The 17,217-nt window shown below is 55.2% G+C and carries 15 protein-coding genes and 1 pseudogene; 7 read left to right on the top strand and 9 right to left on the bottom strand.

Annotated features, from left to right (window positions below; all coding sequences use genetic code 11):
- Positions 1 to 146: 146 nt before the first annotated feature.
- Complete coding sequence (locus BLM14_RS20395; protein ID WP_100001734.1) at positions 147 to 809, bottom strand: hypothetical protein; 663 nt, start codon at positions 807 to 809, stop codon at positions 147 to 149.
- Between the two features lie 224 nt (positions 810 to 1,033).
- Between BLM14_RS20395 and BLM14_RS20390 the strand changes: the two genes are divergently transcribed.
- Positions 1,034 to 1,513, top strand: coding sequence for a bleomycin resistance protein (locus BLM14_RS20390; RefSeq protein ID WP_100002165.1), 480 nt, complete (start codon positions 1,034 to 1,036; stop codon positions 1,511 to 1,513).
- 161 nt (positions 1,514 to 1,674) lie between these two features.
- Here BLM14_RS20390 and BLM14_RS20385 read toward each other — a convergent pair.
- Positions 1,675 to 2,294: pseudogene (locus tag BLM14_RS20385) on the bottom strand (SOS response-associated peptidase).
- Between BLM14_RS20385 and BLM14_RS20380 the strand changes: the two are divergent.
- Positions 2,208 to 2,972: a DNA adenine methylase gene (locus BLM14_RS20380; protein ID WP_418314259.1), complete on the top strand. Its 765-nt coding sequence runs from the start codon at positions 2,208 to 2,210 to the stop codon at positions 2,970 to 2,972. The pseudogene BLM14_RS20385 and the gene BLM14_RS20380 sit on opposite strands and share 87 nt — an antisense overlap.
- 153 nt (positions 2,973 to 3,125) lie before the next feature.
- Positions 3,126 to 3,935 (top strand): putative nucleotide-diphospho-sugar transferase, encoded by an 810-nt coding sequence (locus BLM14_RS20375; RefSeq protein ID WP_237143606.1) that lies wholly within the window; start codon positions 3,126 to 3,128, stop codon positions 3,933 to 3,935.
- 246 nt (positions 3,936 to 4,181) lie between these two features.
- Here BLM14_RS20375 and BLM14_RS31940 read toward each other — a convergent pair whose 3' ends face one another.
- From BLM14_RS31940 to BLM14_RS20355, 5 genes are all read right to left on the bottom strand, one after another.
- Entirely contained in the window at positions 4,182 to 5,207 is a 1,026-nt protein-coding gene (locus tag BLM14_RS31940; RefSeq protein ID WP_207795644.1) for a hypothetical protein, read from the bottom strand.
- Positions 5,208 to 5,568: 361 nt separating this feature from the next.
- Positions 5,569 to 6,633 (bottom strand): DUF4238 domain-containing protein, encoded by a 1,065-nt coding sequence (locus BLM14_RS31935; RefSeq protein ID WP_207795643.1) that lies wholly within the window; start codon positions 6,631 to 6,633, stop codon positions 5,569 to 5,571.
- A 537-nt stretch (positions 6,634 to 7,170) separates the two neighbouring features.
- Positions 7,171 to 8,070: a phosphotransferase gene (locus BLM14_RS20365; protein WP_100001731.1), complete on the bottom strand. Its 900-nt coding sequence runs from the start codon at positions 8,068 to 8,070 to the stop codon at positions 7,171 to 7,173.
- 103 nt (positions 8,071 to 8,173) lie between these two features.
- Positions 8,174 to 8,557 (bottom strand): VOC family protein, encoded by a 384-nt coding sequence (locus BLM14_RS20360; protein WP_207795642.1) that lies wholly within the window; start codon positions 8,555 to 8,557, stop codon positions 8,174 to 8,176.
- A gap of 561 nt (positions 8,558 to 9,118) precedes the next feature.
- Positions 9,119 to 9,601 (bottom strand): SRPBCC family protein, encoded by a 483-nt coding sequence (locus tag BLM14_RS20355; RefSeq protein ID WP_100001729.1) that lies wholly within the window; start codon positions 9,599 to 9,601, stop codon positions 9,119 to 9,121.
- 789 nt (positions 9,602 to 10,390) lie between these two features.
- Between BLM14_RS20355 and BLM14_RS20350 the strand changes: the two genes are divergently transcribed.
- Together BLM14_RS20350 and BLM14_RS20345 are read left to right on the top strand one after the other, a co-directional pair.
- Positions 10,391 to 11,362 carry a dienelactone hydrolase family protein gene (locus BLM14_RS20350; RefSeq protein WP_100001728.1) on the top strand — a complete coding sequence of 324 codons (972 nt, stop codon included), beginning with the start codon at positions 10,391 to 10,393 and terminating at the stop codon, positions 11,360 to 11,362.
- 243 nt (positions 11,363 to 11,605) lie between these two features.
- On the top strand, positions 11,606 to 12,826 hold the full coding sequence (locus tag BLM14_RS20345; protein WP_100001727.1) for an adenylate/guanylate cyclase domain-containing protein: 1,221 nt from the start codon (positions 11,606 to 11,608) through the stop codon (positions 12,824 to 12,826).
- Positions 12,827 to 13,066: 240 nt separating this feature from the next.
- Here BLM14_RS20345 and BLM14_RS20335 read toward each other — a convergent pair whose 3' ends face one another.
- Entirely contained in the window at positions 13,067 to 14,704 is a 1,638-nt protein-coding gene (locus tag BLM14_RS20335) for a tetratricopeptide repeat protein (RefSeq protein ID WP_100001723.1), read from the bottom strand.
- A 490-nt stretch (positions 14,705 to 15,194) separates the two neighbouring features.
- On the opposite strand from BLM14_RS20335, the gene BLM14_RS20325 reads away from it, so the two are divergent.
- Positions 15,195 to 15,392 carry a hypothetical protein gene (locus BLM14_RS20325; protein WP_204252039.1) on the top strand — a complete coding sequence of 66 codons (198 nt, stop codon included), beginning with the start codon at positions 15,195 to 15,197 and terminating at the stop codon, positions 15,390 to 15,392.
- Complete coding sequence (locus BLM14_RS20320; protein WP_100001719.1) at positions 15,385 to 15,693, top strand: helix-turn-helix domain-containing protein; 309 nt, start codon at positions 15,385 to 15,387, stop codon at positions 15,691 to 15,693. Before BLM14_RS20325 ends, BLM14_RS20320 begins: the two co-directional genes overlap by 8 nt.
- A gap of 595 nt (positions 15,694 to 16,288) precedes the next feature.
- Here BLM14_RS20320 and BLM14_RS20315 read toward each other — a convergent pair.
- Complete coding sequence (locus BLM14_RS20315) at positions 16,289 to 16,933, bottom strand: TetR/AcrR family transcriptional regulator (RefSeq protein ID WP_204252038.1); 645 nt, start codon at positions 16,931 to 16,933, stop codon at positions 16,289 to 16,291.
- Positions 16,934 to 17,217 lie beyond the last annotated feature (284 nt).

Here is a 17,217-nt window from a genome sequence, read left to right as displayed (position 1 = left end):
ATGGGGCGCACACCGGCCGAGGTTGGCGCCGTCGTTAGGCCGAGACAGTCAAGTGCAAGTGCGCCTCCGTTGTCTTTTCGACCTCGCGAAATGGGGCCGCGACGGCGCCTGCGAGTTCGCCAAGATGGCGCGCATTAAAGACCCCCTCAATCTGCCTGCATGTAATCCGCCACGCTGTAGCAATGGCTCGCCTGATAGGCGTTCCGCCCCCGGTTCATGTGCGTCAGGTTGAACGTCCGAATGGCGCGCAACACGCGGCGGCTCGTGAGGAATTTGCGGATCGAGACAGAGCCTTGCACATTGATGCCGAAAATGTCGGCACCGCGCGGGAAGAAATAACTGACGTGCTCTGGCGTCGCGACGCTTTGCTCGAGAAAGGGTTCGTCCACTCGGCTCGGCGTGGCTGAACGATCCGTAGTGAAATCCGAAAGATGCATGATGAATCTGGCGCGGATATCGTCGCCCTGGGCATAGAGCGTGAAAAGCTCCATCCAGCTCGCATTGACGCGGACGAGCGGCTTGTCCGAGGTCGACGGCAGACAGGAAACCGACCAGTAGTAGCGCTCGGTCTTGCGCAGGATCGGAATGCAGCTTGGACCGTATAGTCCGAGAATCTCCAGTACTTCCCCTGCTTGCGGGCGACTAAGTAGCTTCTCAAATCGCGCGACATATTTGAAGCGCTGTTCCAGGGACTCCAAGCGATCGCTCGTGTCCGGCAAGTCGACCTTGCCCTCTATCCAGTCGCGCTGCTGCTCAGAATTAAGGAATTGCCGCACACCGGTGGGTCTTGGGCGAGAGGTCGCTACCATGTCAGAAGCCCTGCGAAATTCGTGTGCTCGTCATCGACCACTCCTGCTTACTCGCTTAATCAAGGCAAACTCTCTTTCCGATTCATTAGGAATTCGATGTTTGCAATGGCTGAACCGCATCTTCAATGGTATCCAGCGGGCGTCGTTCAAAATATGAACTTCCGATCGGTTGAGCAGATCAACCGTCGTCTTACCTGCTCATCCTGAACATCAAAGGCTTGAAAGTGACGACGACTCTTTCACAGACGGAACGAAATAAGGCAGATGGAACGGGGCGCGCGCCGACTGGCGGGTTCAATGCTCTCGTCCCGGAACTTGATGTCTTGGATATTGAGATCAGTTTGACGTTCTGGTGCCGATTGCTCGGCTTCAAGGTGGCCTATGATAGACCCGCTGCCAAGTTCGCCTACCTTGAACGCGAAGGCGCGCAAATTATGCTGTGTCAGGTCAACGGAGAATGGCTTACTGGAACCTTGGAAAAACCCTTTGGAAGAGGGGTAAATTTTCAAATTGAGGTGCAGAATATAGATCCAATCATCATCGCTCTCGATAAGGCTCACTGGCCTCTGTTCAGAGAAGCCAAAGAGAGTTGGTATCGGATCGGCGAGGATCAGGAGAGCGGATCGAAGGAATTCTTGGTGCAGGATCCCAACGGGTATCTGCTACGGCTTTCCCAAAGTTTAGGTACTCGCCCCGTCTTGTGACCGTGTGTGCGTTTACAGATCGAGATGTCAACGATCAAGTACTTAAAGCACGTATTCTAGAACCGGTGTCCAATTCGCCTCCGGCTAAAGCGGCAGGGATCGGGACCAACACGCAAATATCAGGCAATCCCGGAAATTCTCACGTATTCCCACATATAAGCCTACAGTCCCGAATAATTATTGTAGGTACACCTCTGCAGCTTCAATGCTTCGTCAGCCGGCGCATTCATCCAAACGTCAATTTCCTCGGCTGTCGTAAGGATAACCGGCATCGCTTTGGGATGGATCGGAGCGACCACTGAGTTGGGGTCTGTCGTGAGGAAGGCAAATATGTCCGCCTGGATAGGTCCTTCTTTCTTCTTCCGCACGCTATACCAGCTCGTCCAGATGCCCGCGAACCAGAAGAGCGGCTTGTCCTCATTGAGCGCAAACCAATGCAGCGGCTTTTTCTTGGTGACCGGATCCGGATGCTGGCCATATTCCGAAAAGCTTGTTGCCGGCACAACGCATCGGTTTGCCGGGCCGAGCCATGCCCGCCAGTGCGGCGACTTCACATTGCGAATATTGGTGACGCCATAGTCGACTTCCCCCTTCAAAAACTGTGGCGGTGTCGGCATCCCCCAACGGGCTATCGCCAGTTCGCGGTCACGTTCGCGTCTTTGCGGCCAATCGGGGCAGGATAGTCCGGAAAGACATCCATCTGCGGCGTCAGACGATTGGTCAAATCGTTCTCTCCCGCAAGATCTGCGAACTGATCGCAGCCACTCCACACTCTATATATGCGGAGGTTTTTGTCGGCATGGGTGGCGTGTTCTTCCGCCGAAAAGCTGTCCCACGCTCCGAAGTGATCAATGACCGAAACGGCGAAGTCGTGAATCTCTTCAGGATACTGCAGCGTCATTATCCGCAGTTCATGGATACGCTTCGGTTCCAGATTACCTCGCGCCGGGAGTTCGAGCGTCTGAAAGCATGCGACGCAGCTACGCTCACTGACCTAGAACGTGCAGCCCGGTTCCTCTATCTCCAGCGGTTGGCGTTCGGCGGCAAGGTCGCCGGTCAAAATTTCGGCGTGAATTATGAAGGTCCGTCCCGGTTCAACATGAACCGTCTGGCTCCGCTGCTGGAAGATGCTCACGAGCGCCTTTCGGGCGTCGTTCTGGAGAACTTGGACTGGTTGGATTTCGTCAATCGATACGATCGGCCTGGAACCCTATTCTATCTCGATCCACCCTACTGGGGATCTGAAGGCGACTACGGAAAACAACTCTTTGGACGAGAGCAATTTGCTTTGATGGCAGAGCGCCTCGGTCGCTTGAAAGGTCGCTTCATCATGTCGATCAATGATGTCCCGGAGATTCGGGAACAGTTCGCAATGTTCAGCCTCCAACAGGTTTCCCTGAGCTACCCAGTAGCGACGGGGAAGGGCACGCCAGCTCTGGAGCTGATCATCACCGGATAGCTTGGACTATGGCAATTTCATCCTTCGGATTTGGCGTTGACGAACTCAATCCAAATTGCAATTGTCGCCGTCCCTTCCTCTCTGTTTCAACAGATCAAATTCCCAAATCCCCCGCCGCTTGGAACTGACGTTCTGAGCGAGAAAGCCGAGTCTGTGATTACTGCAATCCTGAATAAATTTCGCGCATGGTCTCCGGCCCATCGATCGATGATCATCGGCTTTCCGGACGATACTGAAGCTGCGGCAAGGTTCGCGACTTCATCAAACGGCGGTCATCAGATCGTGGCATTCTACACCACGGACTCGATCTACGAACGGGAAGCCCAGCGAATGACCGCCTCGGCACATCGCCTCGGTCTCATGGTGGCCTCGACGCCCGTTGCGAGCGCCGGTAGCTGGGTGCGCAACGCGTCGATGAAGGCGACATTTCTCTCTAATGAACGGCGATCGAAGCGAGGCCCACTGTTATACGTGGATGTTGATGCCGTATTTCATAGAAACCCCTGGCCAGCATTTGACGGACACGACGGCGACCTGTCCGTCTACTACGACGAAGCCGAAAACAGATTGATCGCAGCCACAATCCTAATCAATGACACGCCAGCGGCCGCCCGGCTGATGGAAATCTGGAAAGACCGCTGCAATCAGGACCCCGATATTTGGGATCAGGTAGTTCTCGAAAAGATTATAGCGGAGGACGCTGCATCGAAAACGCCCGAATTCGACGTGCGCCGCCTTCCAGCATCATTTTGCTGGATCTTCGATCGCGTCTCCAACAAGCGCATTGAGACCGTCTATATCGAGCAGTTGCAGGCAAGCCGAGAGACAACCCAAAGACCGCGATCGTTTGGCCGTATCAGCAAGAAGCTCGCGCGCCGTCGTGACCGAGTAGAAGAGATCGACCGACTTCTTTTTGCCTCCCGCACCGCAGACCTTCTTGAACGCCCCGGGGAGGCGGCTTAAACTAAGTGCGTTGCGACCGCCTTTGTTTCAATGGAGACTCGCGATGCGCCTCTGCGACTTAGCCAAATGGCAAATCCTGAAAATCATCTGCACACGTTGCAAGCACGACACTCTCATCGACCCGAGAATAATTCCCGCAATTTCAAAGTACCGTTTGATGCCGAGTTAGCTGACCTTGAGCGTCGGTTCAAATGCAGTTCGTGCGCAGTCGTGGGGCAAGCGAGGATAGTGGTGGCCGCTTATGATTCACCTGGCTTTCTGGTCGGTCCCGCGAGAAGCTTGCCTTTCAATGAAGAACGCCATCGGGACACTTGTTAGATGCCTTTCCGAACTCGACATCAGAAGGAGACGGTTGACGGTGTTATCCTGGATGCCCCCAGGTGAGAAAACGCAGGAAATTCGAGCTTCCTTGGCAGGAATGCGCGCCTTTGTGATCGCAGCTTGTGCCGACGAGTGTGCTCGTGCGAATCGGGCAGTCAGATGTCCCTCCAAGTTTGGTTTGGGCCCGCGGTCGCCACGCTTCGAAAGATATTTGAAGACGTCGCGCATCAACGCGGGATAGGTAACGAAGGACTTGCCGGAAGCCAATGCCTCAATGTCCGCGACATTCTGCGGAAACGCAAATTTCGAATCCTTGATGCTTTGTGCGAGTGTTGCAAGCCCGGCTCTTGAGCCACGCGCGCGTTGATTGATGGCTCTCATGACTTCGCTCCAACGAAATGCGCTGTCTGTCACGATACAGGAGCCTGTCGCCTGCGCCAAATACATCGCCATTTCGAAATTCGGAGCAAGCTTCATCAGGTTGAACTGCCCGCCTTTTTCGCCGGCAACCAAAGAGTCGCCTTGCAGGACGGCCAACGGGTCACGCTCCCGGAGTTGCTCAATTCCCAGCAGAGCCTGCTCTAAGCTCACCCCGTCTAGCTCCGGCGAGGCTTTCAGCATCTGAGACCGCAGCGCGTCTCGGGGCAGCGACATGAGGTTTCGCTTGAAGTCCTCCCTCATGAGCTCTTCGAGGCGAGCGTCTTTACGCGAATCTATTTCGATCCCGGCAGACCGAGACTCCGCCATGTGCATCATCTGATCGCGCAGATGGGTATCGAAGTTGCAGGGATCGGGGATCAGGTTAACCAGACCGCGCTCGACCAACGGCATGACTTTGAGGAAGAAAAGGACGGTCTTGAGAAACTCCTGACGGTAGGCGTTCGGGTTTTCGACCGGGCTGAATTCCTTTTTGACCGTTCCGGCATGTATGAAAGGTTGCTCGATCATCAACTCGCCGAAGTAGAGAGACGCTCCGAGCGCAAACTCAGTGATTGTCGTGGGATGAATGGAGCCGGTATAGACCGCTCGAGCAATCCCATCGGGTTTTGGCAGTAGCTGGAGAAGATCAGTCTCGAGCGGCCATAATGCTTCGTACAGGGAATATATCCTACTGATCTTTTCATCACTCAGGTCGCGTCGGACCGTCACCCAGTCTTTTCCCTGTTCGAGGCCGAGAATTCTCACAATGCCATTGTAAAGCATGAGGTTTCGTTCGCGGATGCTGGGCTCGTTCCATGTTGGACGCAGCGCAATAGGCTTCGGTTTACAGCAAGACTTGAAGGGTAGTCCGGATCCGCAGCCGCACGCATCCCTAGGGCGTAGCGGCCTGACTGGCGGGTCTTTCTTCAGAAAGTCCGCGTTGTTTTTCGGTTCTGCCGAACTCGTCTTGATAGTGGACACGACCGTCCTCGAACCGCGCAAACATCTCGCCGCCGAAGTGAAAGAGTTCGTCCTCGGGTGGCAGAAGAGTCTTCCGCAGCTCACCCCAAGGATCGGAAACGGTCTCTTCGGGATAAAGCCATTCCTTGCGCCCGGCGGCGATATAGCGGCGAGCACGCGCCTTTACGACATAGTTGACGCGTGCGACTTCTTGGCTCGAGAGCTTTCGAGTGCGAATGAACGCGTCGGTTCGAACCATCGAGCTCCGATAGTTGCGCGCAAAGGTCCGCTTGTCGAGGGGGCTTGTCGCCGGGTCCTGTGCGTACTCAAGGTTGGTAAGGATTAGACAGTAATCGCGGTTCAGCGGAAAGATCGTCTGTGAAGCCTTCAAAGCGATCTTCGGATCACGTGGATAGGCGGATGTCCGCGCCTCGGGTGGAACCGCGTGATTGTAGATTGTGACCGGATGGTCGCTGATGATGAACTTCACATCGGCGTCTTCGGCAGAGACGATCTCGCGTACCCCTTCCGTCCATATCGTGCAGTGCATCATGCGGATTCCCTGCATCTCCTGCATCAATTCGTTCTGGGTGAGCGTAGGATACTGAGCTTTCAGCCAATCTAATCCCTTGGGCGTGCGTATTTTCTGGATGTCAATGTATTCGAAAAGGGTTTGGAAATTGCGGTGCCATTGACGGACGTCATTTCCAGCGAAGGCCCTGACAGCATTAGAACCCCTGGCATCGATGTCACCAAACAGACGACGCTCAATCTCGTCGTTGACGGAAGTTCCGAAGAACGTCGAGTATAAGTCCTTCTGCAGAAAGGAGCGGGAGGTGGGTGCGTCGAAGATGGCTCTTTCGGTGATTACGCGGCCGTCACTGAGAACCTTCTGTGGAGGCGTCAGGTCAAGATAGGCAAGCGTATTGCGGCCTAATTCGAAGAAGCCTTCTTGATACCATTGCGGAACATAATGATTCTTTCTTGTCTTCGACATCGCCGCCATTTGTGCAACATTGCTGGTTATCCACGCTACCATGTGCCCAGCATGCATGCATCCCCTTCAGGTGCGCGCACGAAAGTCTGCTCCTGGCGCAAATGCGTCTTCCAGGGCGCCTCAGCTGTGACAGCTTTCCACCAATGCGGTAATATCGCGCCAGGTATCAAGCATCAGTTCATCGCTAGCACGGGAATTCAATTTGAGGCGACTTTGAAAAGAGTTCGAAGCTCTTTCAAAATACCAGTTTTACAAAATGTGCTGTTCTAAAATCGGATGGCAAAAAATCAAAACCGAGCGTCGCGCTACAGCTATTTAAGCCCATTCCTGCAAGCGGATGGAAAACCTTTGAATAACAACGACCCCGTGGGGGCCGTGGCGATGGTAGCGAAGGCTCGTTTCGAACGTTCCCCCCCAACTAGGAAGATGCGAATTCGCGATGAATGCGGATTAATCAGCATCGGCAAATTCCGCGCTTAATAAGGTTGCTAGGGGGCGACGAGGGAGCACTGACCGTATTGGCCCAAAGCGGCCCCCCTAACAGCGGAACGTCTTCATTGCTCGTCGGAAAACTTCACTCCACATTTCTTCGCCGAGAAGGCAATGCTTGGCAAGAAACCGTAACGAACGAACTTCTGCAAACTGGACGAAAAGAGGGAGGCTTTCTCGCTCGGCATCTGACAGAGGTCTGACTTTTTCATATCCGGAAACTAATGCATCGATCAGGTGATCACGCTGCGAGCTGTTTTCGCCGTGGAGATGCCATGCGGCCGTACCGAGGTCGAGAACCAACGCTCCCTGTCCAAAATCGTCGAAGTCGAAGAAACCGACTTTGCCATCATTGACGCGAGCATTGCCAGTCCACGCATCGCCATGACACAAGCCTTGAGGAAGGAACCGTGTCTGAAGTTTTTCAAACGCTGTAAGAAATTCGTGTTCGATTTCTTCCGAGACACCCGAACTTCCTGAAATTGCTTTGATCGCCTCCAGGGTGTCTTTCCCAATTGCGCTTGGGTCGAGGCGGCGAACCGCCCCATCGATTTTCGTAGGCATGGCCACATGCAGCGACGCTAGCGCTTGCCCAAAATGTTTTATGCCATCGGGCGTGATGTCGATGTCCTTTCCCTCAATGGCTCGGAAAAGGCATGCTTGGCGATGGCGATCTTCGAAAGTCAAATCGATCAAAAGTGCTCCGTCTCGCGTTCGAATTGGTCGGGAGATTTCGACTTCCGGCTGCTCTGGAAACACCTCCAGCAGGTCTAGTTCAGCAGCGATTTGCGGACGTGGCCTTCCGAACTCGCGATAGAGCCGCAGATAGGATACACCCATCTCATCATGGAGGCGATAAGTGCGGTTCACGCCGGGTACGACCAAATGCAGATCGGCAAAGTGACGCCCATACATTGAGGAAAGCCAGTCGCAATCGATATCGGTCATGGTTCGAGATTTCTGCAAGGGCGCATGTTCGAAACCGCGATCAGCAGGAAATCATAAGCATCGGAAAATTCATCGCATAGATATGACAACCGCATGCCTAGCGTCATGCCTTTGAGGCAATGTGCCAGAGCACTCCTGAGGGGTCCCACACATAGGCCACACGCATGCCCCATGCTTCGGCGACCGGAGATTTCGGGGCGTTGACGCCGAAGCGCTCGGGTAATGATAGCGATTGGATATGTGCCCACCACGCATCAACGTCCGGCACGATGATCTGCATCATCAAGTTTTCGGCCAAGTCCTTCTGGTAGAAGTTTTGGAGGAGAAATCCCGATTTGCCGTCCGAGGCCACCACGGTGGCAATTCTCGGTGCGACAACGGTCACATTGAACCCAAGCGCCTCGTAGAATTCTTGGCTCAAAGTGAAATTGCGGGCGGGGATGAAGGGCCGCATGATTTCCACTGTGGTGCTTGGTAACTCGGTCACATTCAACCTCTCTTGTTCGTGGAACGGCGACTATAGTAGGTTTATTCGTCCAGACAACTCTCGCAAAATTCACCCGATTTCTGCATCAGCCTATACGCAGGCTTTTGAGACGTATCAAAATTTACGAGTTTTGAAAAATGCGTTGTTCTAAAATCGGGTGGCAAAAAACCAAGATCGCGGCGCGCTACAGCTGCACACGGGCGCGCTACAGGCGCACAAGCCCAACGCGGGCTTGTGCGCTTTGTTCGGTAGCGAAGGCTCGTTTCGAACGTTCCCCCCACGCAAGTTAGGTAAAAGTCCCGATAGATCGGCGATCATTAGCATCGGAAAATTCCGGGCCTAATCGATTGCCAGACGGTCGTGGAAAGCAGGAGCACCGGCCGCTAATGGCCATAGAGCGGACATTACGCTTTTGGCCTAAGATGACGTGGGAAACCAAATGACGGGAAGCTCGATGTCCCATCACAAGCCCGGTGGCCGACAATCGGTCCCAAGAGCCCGGCACTGCTCCGGGCTCTTTTGCACGGGATCAATCCTTCCCCGCGTTGCCGGCCCTACGGATCAGTTTCCGCTCATTTCGGCGATCTTGTCGAGACCGGCTTTGTAAATGCCGCTGATGACGTCCTTGGCCTCGCTATCCGATTTGCCCTTTGCGTCAAAGCTGCTTTTCCAGTCCACCCTGGTCCCATCTCCATCTGCCGAGACGCTGATCGTGGCGCGATAGTTCTCGACGGGAAGCGGAGAGTTGATGATGTCATAGGTGTAGCTGGTACCCGTTTGCTCGACGAGTTTCTCCTTGATTGTGCCGCCATCGGTGGTTGTGAGCGTTCGATAGGTTGCACCACCTTCGTCACTCTGCGCGCACTTCGATACGGCGGGATGCCAGGTCTGAATGGCGCAGAAGTCGCCGATCTTCTGCCAGACCGCATCCGGTTTGCCCGCCACAGTGGCGGAACTGGCGACCTCCAGCGCGGCGGCCGATCCGACCAGAACGCCCATTGCAGCAATAGCTGACGCCAGGGTTCTAAGAGTTCTTGTTGTCATCTGCGTGTTCCTCCCTACGATGCCCCCCTCACCAATTATTTTCTCATGAATGTCGGCTTCCCGATAGGGACGTATGCCCGAAGACCAGTCCGCCGTGCGAAATAGCAACGGCCCGTATTGGCGCAAACCGGACCCCATCTCTCTAATCAATTGCAGCAAGCGGGAGCAACTCGACTTGCTAGAAGCGCACCGGCCCATAATTGGCCAGTGCGCTTTATCGGTAGCGAAGGAGGGATTCGAACCCCCGACACAAGGCGTGGTGGAGATGCGCCAGGTGGTGCCACAGGATGCTGGCCACCCCTGTTGCCACCCACAGCAGGCTCTCTGAAATTAAGTGCTTCTTATCATCGATGGAGTGATTGTAGAATTTCAGGCGACAAATCAAAAATGCGGAAATTCAGCCATTATCGGCATTTTCAAAGGAACGTTTAATCTCAGCCGTTGGCATTGAACAAACGCCCAAATTTTCGCGTTTATGGACCGCAGCAACGAAATCTCACTGTCTCTCGGCTGATGCGACGAGAACAATACAGCTGCTATGGTGGCGCATCATTTCTTCGCAGGTTCAGCTTGTATCGTGCCGTGGGCTTTGTCGTCTCTGGGCTGCCTCCGACGCCATCTCGGCCATTCGCACAACTCAACGAGGTGCTGATTTGGACGGCGCTTGACCCATCCAAAAGTCGCAGTCGTTCGCACTGGCAGATTGCTGTATTGTGAGAGTCGGGAAGATGGTCAGGTATCGGCATACTCGGCAATACGACGAGACCTGGTAGGTGTGGAGGGGTGCTAATGAGATTTGCGCGCAATTTCCTTTGGTGCTCGGTCCTGGTTCTGTTGGTCGTGTATGCGCCCGGTTCCGTTGCCCAGCCTCCAGACGAAGTGATCGAAATCTCTTCGCTCACTCTTTCGGACGACCAGTTTCTGCAGGGCGATATTGCGGGGGGAACAGTGGTCACGGTGACCGGCAGACTACAGGTTCCCACTATCGACGCACGCTTGCCTGTCGTTATCCTTTTGCACGGGTCTGGTGGCCCTACGAGTTCAGGGCCATGGAGCTGGGCCAATTTCTTGGAGCCGCTCGGCGTGGCGACGCTTCGAATTGACAGCTACACTGCCCGTGGTTACAGCGAAATCTACACAGATCAGTCGCGGGTGGGCGAGTTCAATCCCATCTACGACGTCTACAGGGCGGTGGACCTGCTTGCGGCCGATCCACGCCTTGATGCAAACCGCATTGCCATAATGGGCTTTTCGCGGGGTGGATTGGTTGCCCTCTACGCTAGCCTCAGCCGCTTCCACGATCTTTACGGTCCCAAGCGCGGAGGTATCGCCGCTTATCTGCCGTTTTATCCACCCTGTAATTTGGAACTTGTCGGGGAGATGGAGGTGGTGAATGCGCCGATCCGTGCTTTCCACGGTGCGAAAGATGAATGGAATCCATTGCCGCGCTGCCGCGACTATATCGAACGTCTCGCGGCAGCTGGCCACGATGCGCAAATCACCGTGTATCCTGACGCGCGCCATGCTTTCGACCATACCAACAGTCCGGCCTACAACGAAATGAGCGATGCGCAGACCTCGCGGACCTGCATGCGGCGCGAAGAGAATGGCCGGCTAATGAATGTCGCAACGGGCAAACCGTTTTCATGGAGGGATGAGTGTGTCCAACTCGGGCCACCCGTTCAGTACAACGATGCCGCAAATTCCCAAGCTCAGGCGGCGGTCAAGGGGTTCCTGACAAAATTATTCCACCTGAATTAGGGCAACGCCTGAGGCGCAATCAGCATTAGCCGGACGGTTCGGTATTTGTGACCAAAAGTGCTCATGCTCGAGGGAGGCTGGACCCGCGGGGTGTCAAGTTTGTGGACGACAGTTACTTGTGGCGGTTTTCGTAGAACCAAACATAGTCCGAAAGGCCGGACGTCCTTCCATCCTTTGACGTACTATAATTGCCTGGCAGAATGATTATTGTACCATCTATCGGTATCGATCAGGCTGAGGGCAATGGATAATCTATCGCGGACCGCTCTGTCAGCCTTGACGGGGTGCGGAGAAGGTCAGCTTCTACAATTTGAGGCGGCTGGCATAATAGAGAGAAAAACGGATTATCTCCTTGAAGACGCGGACAGGATTCGCGTTGCACTTGCCTTGCATGAAGCGGGGATACCCTTGGACACATTAGCCAAAGCGATTCGAAACAAGGTATTCTCGCTCGACTTTGCTTCTCAGATTATGTTCGATCCGGTCTACCTGTCGACGACATCGATGGAGGGGGAGCTCGACGGTTTGGATGTCACTCCTATAGCACTGAATAATTTGAGGGCTGCGGCGGGCCTTCCTCGCTTGTCAACAGGGCAGGTTCTGCGCGAGGACGATGTCGAGCTGCTTAAACTCATTGCTGAATGCCGCCGACTAGGCATTTCCGACCTGGCAATGACGAGAGTATTGCGGGCCTTTGGACAATCTACACACCGCGTTGTGGAAACAATGCGCGATTTGTTCCGCAGTGAAGTCGAGGAGAGAATGCTGAATGCTGGAATTTCACACTCTCAGATGCTTTCTGCTGCAGCTGCCAAACGACTCGAGCTACAACGGATAGGGTTTAGAGTGTTGTTTATGCTCCAGCGGCGCCTGCTGGAAGAGTCGGTTTTCGATAACATTGTCTCACGTATTCAAGAAGCCCTTTTCGAGAGCGGTTTGGAGACAGGGCCCGATGTCGATTTACCGACCGTTGCTTTCGCGGATCTCTGTGGTTTCACTGAATTGACACACGAACTTGGCGACATGAAAGCAGCCGAACAGGCAGCTCACTTTGAAGCCTTTGCACAGCAAATTGTCTCTCATGTTGGCGGTAGATTGGTGAAGGTCCTCGGTGACGGTGTGATGGTACTTTTCCCAGAGCCAACATCAGGGCTGACAGCCTGTCTTACATTGGTGGAATCGGCCGAAAAGGCGGGTCTCCTGCCGGTGCGCGTTGGCTTGGTCACAGGCCAGGTTGTGCCGCGAGACGGTGACATTTTTGGGCAGACGGTGAATTTGGCCGCGCGGATTACCAGCGTCGCAAATCCCGCACAAGTAGTCGTTTCCGAAAGTGCTATGGTAGCCGTCGCGACCAGCAATCCGGGTATGTTTAATTTCGCGGCCTTGGAACCCACCGTTCTAAAGGGTCTGCCAGGTCGCTTTTGCTTGTTCTCGGCTGACATCGCCTCGTCATACGAATCGTGAGCGAACGCATGCTTGCGCGGCGGTGGACGGGTAGCGGATGGCGTGATGTGAAAATGCTTCACGTGGTTGTTGGAAAGTATCCCATCCCTTGTCACCACGCTTGAGTACTAAACAGCCTGGTGTTTTGGCCAGCATCGCGTCGCGGGGATGTTCATGAGGAGCCCCGCCAAGCGACCTCAGGGCGCTCTGCAACCCTTCTGCCAAGGCAACGAAGCTCTCGCCCGCGTCCTGATGCTTGGCCTACGCAACCGACCCATGGCGGCAGTAACATGACGCCCGCACCGGCACCTCTGCACGTGCCATCGCCAGGTCGAGCTGCAGCTTGATGTGCGGTGCCTCAACCGTCTCGCCGCGCCGCGTGAGACATTCGTACAGCCCGTGCAGGCTCCACACGTTCTGCGGGTGCTGGCAAGCGCGGCTTAGCGTTCCGTCGTGACCGAGATCTGCGCGGTAGACCGCCTCAGCTTCGTCCACCTGCCCCTGCTCCAACAGTAACGCGCCGAGCACGTGCCGCGTCGGGTGCATCCAGCCCCAGGGCTCATCATAGGGCAATGTGTCGTCGAGTTCGACCGCCTTGCGCAGATGCGCGAAGGCGGCTTCGTAGTTGCCCTTGTGGTATTCGAGCTCGCCCAGCATCATCTGCTCAGCCACCTTCAGAATGTCCCGGCAGGTGTTGTTGAACAACATGCGGGTCTCCTGAACCGCGGCGCGGGCGGCAAAGAACCTGTCCCGCTCCGCCTCGGCCCCTGCGATGTCGCCCTTGTTGGCGAGCGCCACCGTCCGGGCGTAGCGCATCAGGGCGGTCGTCATAGAGTAGAGCTGCGGGTCGTCCGGCAGCGGCTGCGCCAGGATTGTGTCCCACATCCCGAAACGGATGAGCACGTGCTGTTTCATAGGGACGAAGGCTTCAAACCAGTCCGCCATCTTGCGCAGGAAAGGCTCTGGCAGCGTCGCGATCAGCTCGTCCGCCGTCTCTAGTGCCGGGGATGGCTGGCCGAGGAACATCGCCCCGTAGATTTTGAAGTGGTAGTTGTGGCAGCGATAGATCGAGTAGAAGTTCTCCGGCCCCTCCCGTTCGAGGAACCGGCGGTCCGCCCCGATCGCGCGTGTATTCCGCTCGACCGCAGTGTGATAGTCCCCGCACAGCACGTCGATATGGGTGGCCATGTGGATCAGGTGGCCCGAATCTGGAGCGAGGACCGCAAGCCGATCACCATGCCGCAGGGCGAGTTCGGGCTGCGGTGACATCTCCATGAGGTGGATGTACATGTGCAAGAGCCCCGGATGGTCCCAGGCGCCTTCGACCTCGCGGAACGTCTGCTCGAGCACTTCCGTCGCCTCGCGCGTGTCGGCCGCTGCTGCAGGCTGGCCGGTCCGCAGGTCCCAGAGCTTCCATGGCGTGCGATTCATCATCGCCTCGGCGAAGAGCGCGGTAATGTCGAGATCATGCCCGAACGTCCGATGGGCGCCGCGCATCGCCGCTGCATAGCCATCGTGGCAGGGGCCGAAATCCTGGACTGGAACCGCGGGCGCCCGGTGCTGCACCGCCTCGATCAGCGCCCGCTCGGCCTCCGAAACGCGCCCGGCGAGCGTGGCGGCCGCATCCGCTGCGCCGCGTGCCGTCGTCATCGCCTCGAACCGCTCCTCTGGCGTAAAAGTCTCCCAAGGCCGGTTGTAGTTCGGCCCCGCCGCATGGGTGACGCCCCAGTGCGCCATCGCGCAGGCCGGGTCAGCCGCGAGCGCCTCGCGGAAACACGCTATGGCCGACTCGTGGTTGAAGCCGTAGAGCCAGACTAGCCCGCGATCGAACCAACGCTGCGCCCGATCAGAGGCGGTGGTGATTTTTCGGCTGTGCTTCCCGAGATCAAAGTAGTCCATGTTACTATCGTCGTCGGCCCACTTGGATAGGCCTTCCGTGGATCGCTGATGCTTCATCGTCGCCCCCGAAATCGTAAATCTGTCTGCTGACCACCAATACACCATCCTTGGTGTGGGAGCCATCTTCAATGAAATAGCCGTAGCAGGTCCATTCGCCGATCACCTTGTCCGGGAACGCCGCTGCGCCTTCCACGGTGCACCACTGGAGGCGGTGAGCGGTCCTTCGGGATAAATGCAGTGCGATACGGCGCCTTCTCAGATTGACCCAGGGACGACATTCGATTGATTAATTTTCAGCCGCCGCTAATCTTTCCAACCTTCTCCCCGGGGAATGCGGGGCGCGAGGAGGATCGGAGATGGAACTGCAAGAGGAGTTGATCCAAATTGAGCGCAGTCTTTGGACGAACGATCCGGAGCGAAGCAACTTATACGCCCGATGCGATTCTAATTTTTCCGGAAGTCGGCAAGATCAGCACGAGCGTCGCGGTCGATGCGATCAGGAAAGAAAGTCCGGTTTGCCATGAGAGATCGTGGCAAAAGAGGCGGTGGTCGCGCAATTTATTACCTCATGATTGCGGATGATCTGGCCATCATGCTTACCGCTTACGCAAAAAATGAGCAGGACGATTTGTCTCCTGATCAGAAAAAGGCAATTCTGGCTGTGTTAAAGGAGTTGAACAATGGCTGACAATGATACCGATCTCGGCGAAGGTCTGCTTGAGGGACTCAAGGAGGCACTTGCCTGGAAGCGTGGTGAACTCGCGCTCGAAACCGTTAACATAGATCCTATGCCTGCCGATCGCATTAAAAGCATCCGCAAAAGGCATGCCCGTTCGACCAAGGAGTTCGAGCGAAAGTTTGGAATCCCCGCTGCAACCATGAACAATTGGGAGCAAGGGCGGCGTAAACCAGATCCTGCGGGACGTGTGTTGCTTAAGGTAATCGACGAAGATCCGGAGACGGTGGAAAAAGCGGCCCATGCCGCATGACACAAGCCTGGCATCGCGTCGGCGATGTCGCACTGCCCTTAATCGTAAGAATGCTGCTGCACTTAACAGGATCTTCCTCAAAGTGTGGTGGCTGGGCGGGAGGAAGTGGTAGTATTTTTGGCTCGTAGAAGTTCTGCGGTTGCGCGACCGCACATGGCGGATTTGAGAGTCTTTAGCCTGTTGACTTGCCCTTCGGTCTGGCCATTGCTCCAGGGTCTCAACGGCATTCCCTGACAGCATTGAGATCTCGTTCAGCGTTCGGATGCACGGGTGTCGAAGACATCTGATGCTGAAATTGGAAAGGCCAGATCATAGTGCCGTCCTGGCGCTCACTTGGTCGAAACAACAGTCGTGCAACTATGAAGGATGTATTTATAGGCTAGGAATCGCGTGAGATTGTTTTTTGCCGGAGGGAATCCATATGCGCTGATGCTACGATATCCAGCTTGCTGCCGATTGGCAATTGTAGACTTTTTGGCACCAATCGGATCTGACGAAAAATCCGCTCTTATCAGCGTGTTTGAACAAAGTTATCAAGATCGTTGGTGAAATGAAGCTGGTTTGATGTGTCAAATCGACTGTCATCAGGCAGGAGCTACTCGGGCGTCTTCAGGTAACTGAGCATTGCATCCGCGATCATGTTGCGATGACGCTCCATGATCTCAGGCTTTGAAAGATCGCGCCGAAATATTGTTCCGAACGTGTATCGGTTTGAAACGCGGAAGAAGCAAAACGCGCTAATCATCATATGCACGTCAACCGGGTCGGCGTTCCGGCGAAAAACCTTGTCCCTTATGCCGCGCTTCAGGATGCCAGCAATCGTTTCGATCACGGAGACGTTCAAATCGCGGATCGCGTCGGATCGAAGCATATGGGCGGCATGATGAATATTCTCGATACTGACCAATCGAACGAAATCCGGATTGGCCTCATCATAATTGAACGTGGTTGAGATCAATGTTCGCAACGCCGCCTCCGGCGGCAGGTTCGTAAGCTCCAAATCCGCTTCAAGTGTTCGGATCTTGCGGTACGATCGTTCTAACACAGCGAGGTATAGACCGTCTTTGCTGCCGAAATAATAATAGATCATGCGTTTGGAAGTTCGGGTGCGTTCCGCGATGGCATCGACCCGGGCCCCCGCAAGACCATGCGTTGAAAACTCCTCCGTTGCCACGACGAGGATATCTTCTTGCGTTCTCTGCGGATCGTTCTTTCTTGCACTCGCCGAACCGTCGGTCAATTCAAGTCCCATCGCATCAAGCAGTTGAATGTAAAAGTGAAAATCCGGGACGTGTGAAATATTCGCCCCGAATAGCCTATCTCGGCGTCTACGAAGTCATATTCACCTTCAATCGATCTTTCAATAGAAGCGCTTGACATTCGAACTGGTTAGTACATTTTAGGACAATATGCAATTTGGCTTGTGCTGGAGGAGCGCAGACCATGCGGACATGGTGCCGGGGTTTTCGGACGGCGCATGCCCTTCGCATGTAAAAAGACTGTTCTGAACAGTTCACTCGCGGG

It is taken from the genome of Phyllobacterium zundukense, from assembly GCF_002764115.1.
GTDB lineage: Bacteria > Pseudomonadota > Alphaproteobacteria > Rhizobiales > Rhizobiaceae > Phyllobacterium > Phyllobacterium zundukense.
The sequence above is the reverse complement of the archived record's forward strand: the minus strand, read 5'-3'. Positions and strand labels throughout refer to the sequence as shown.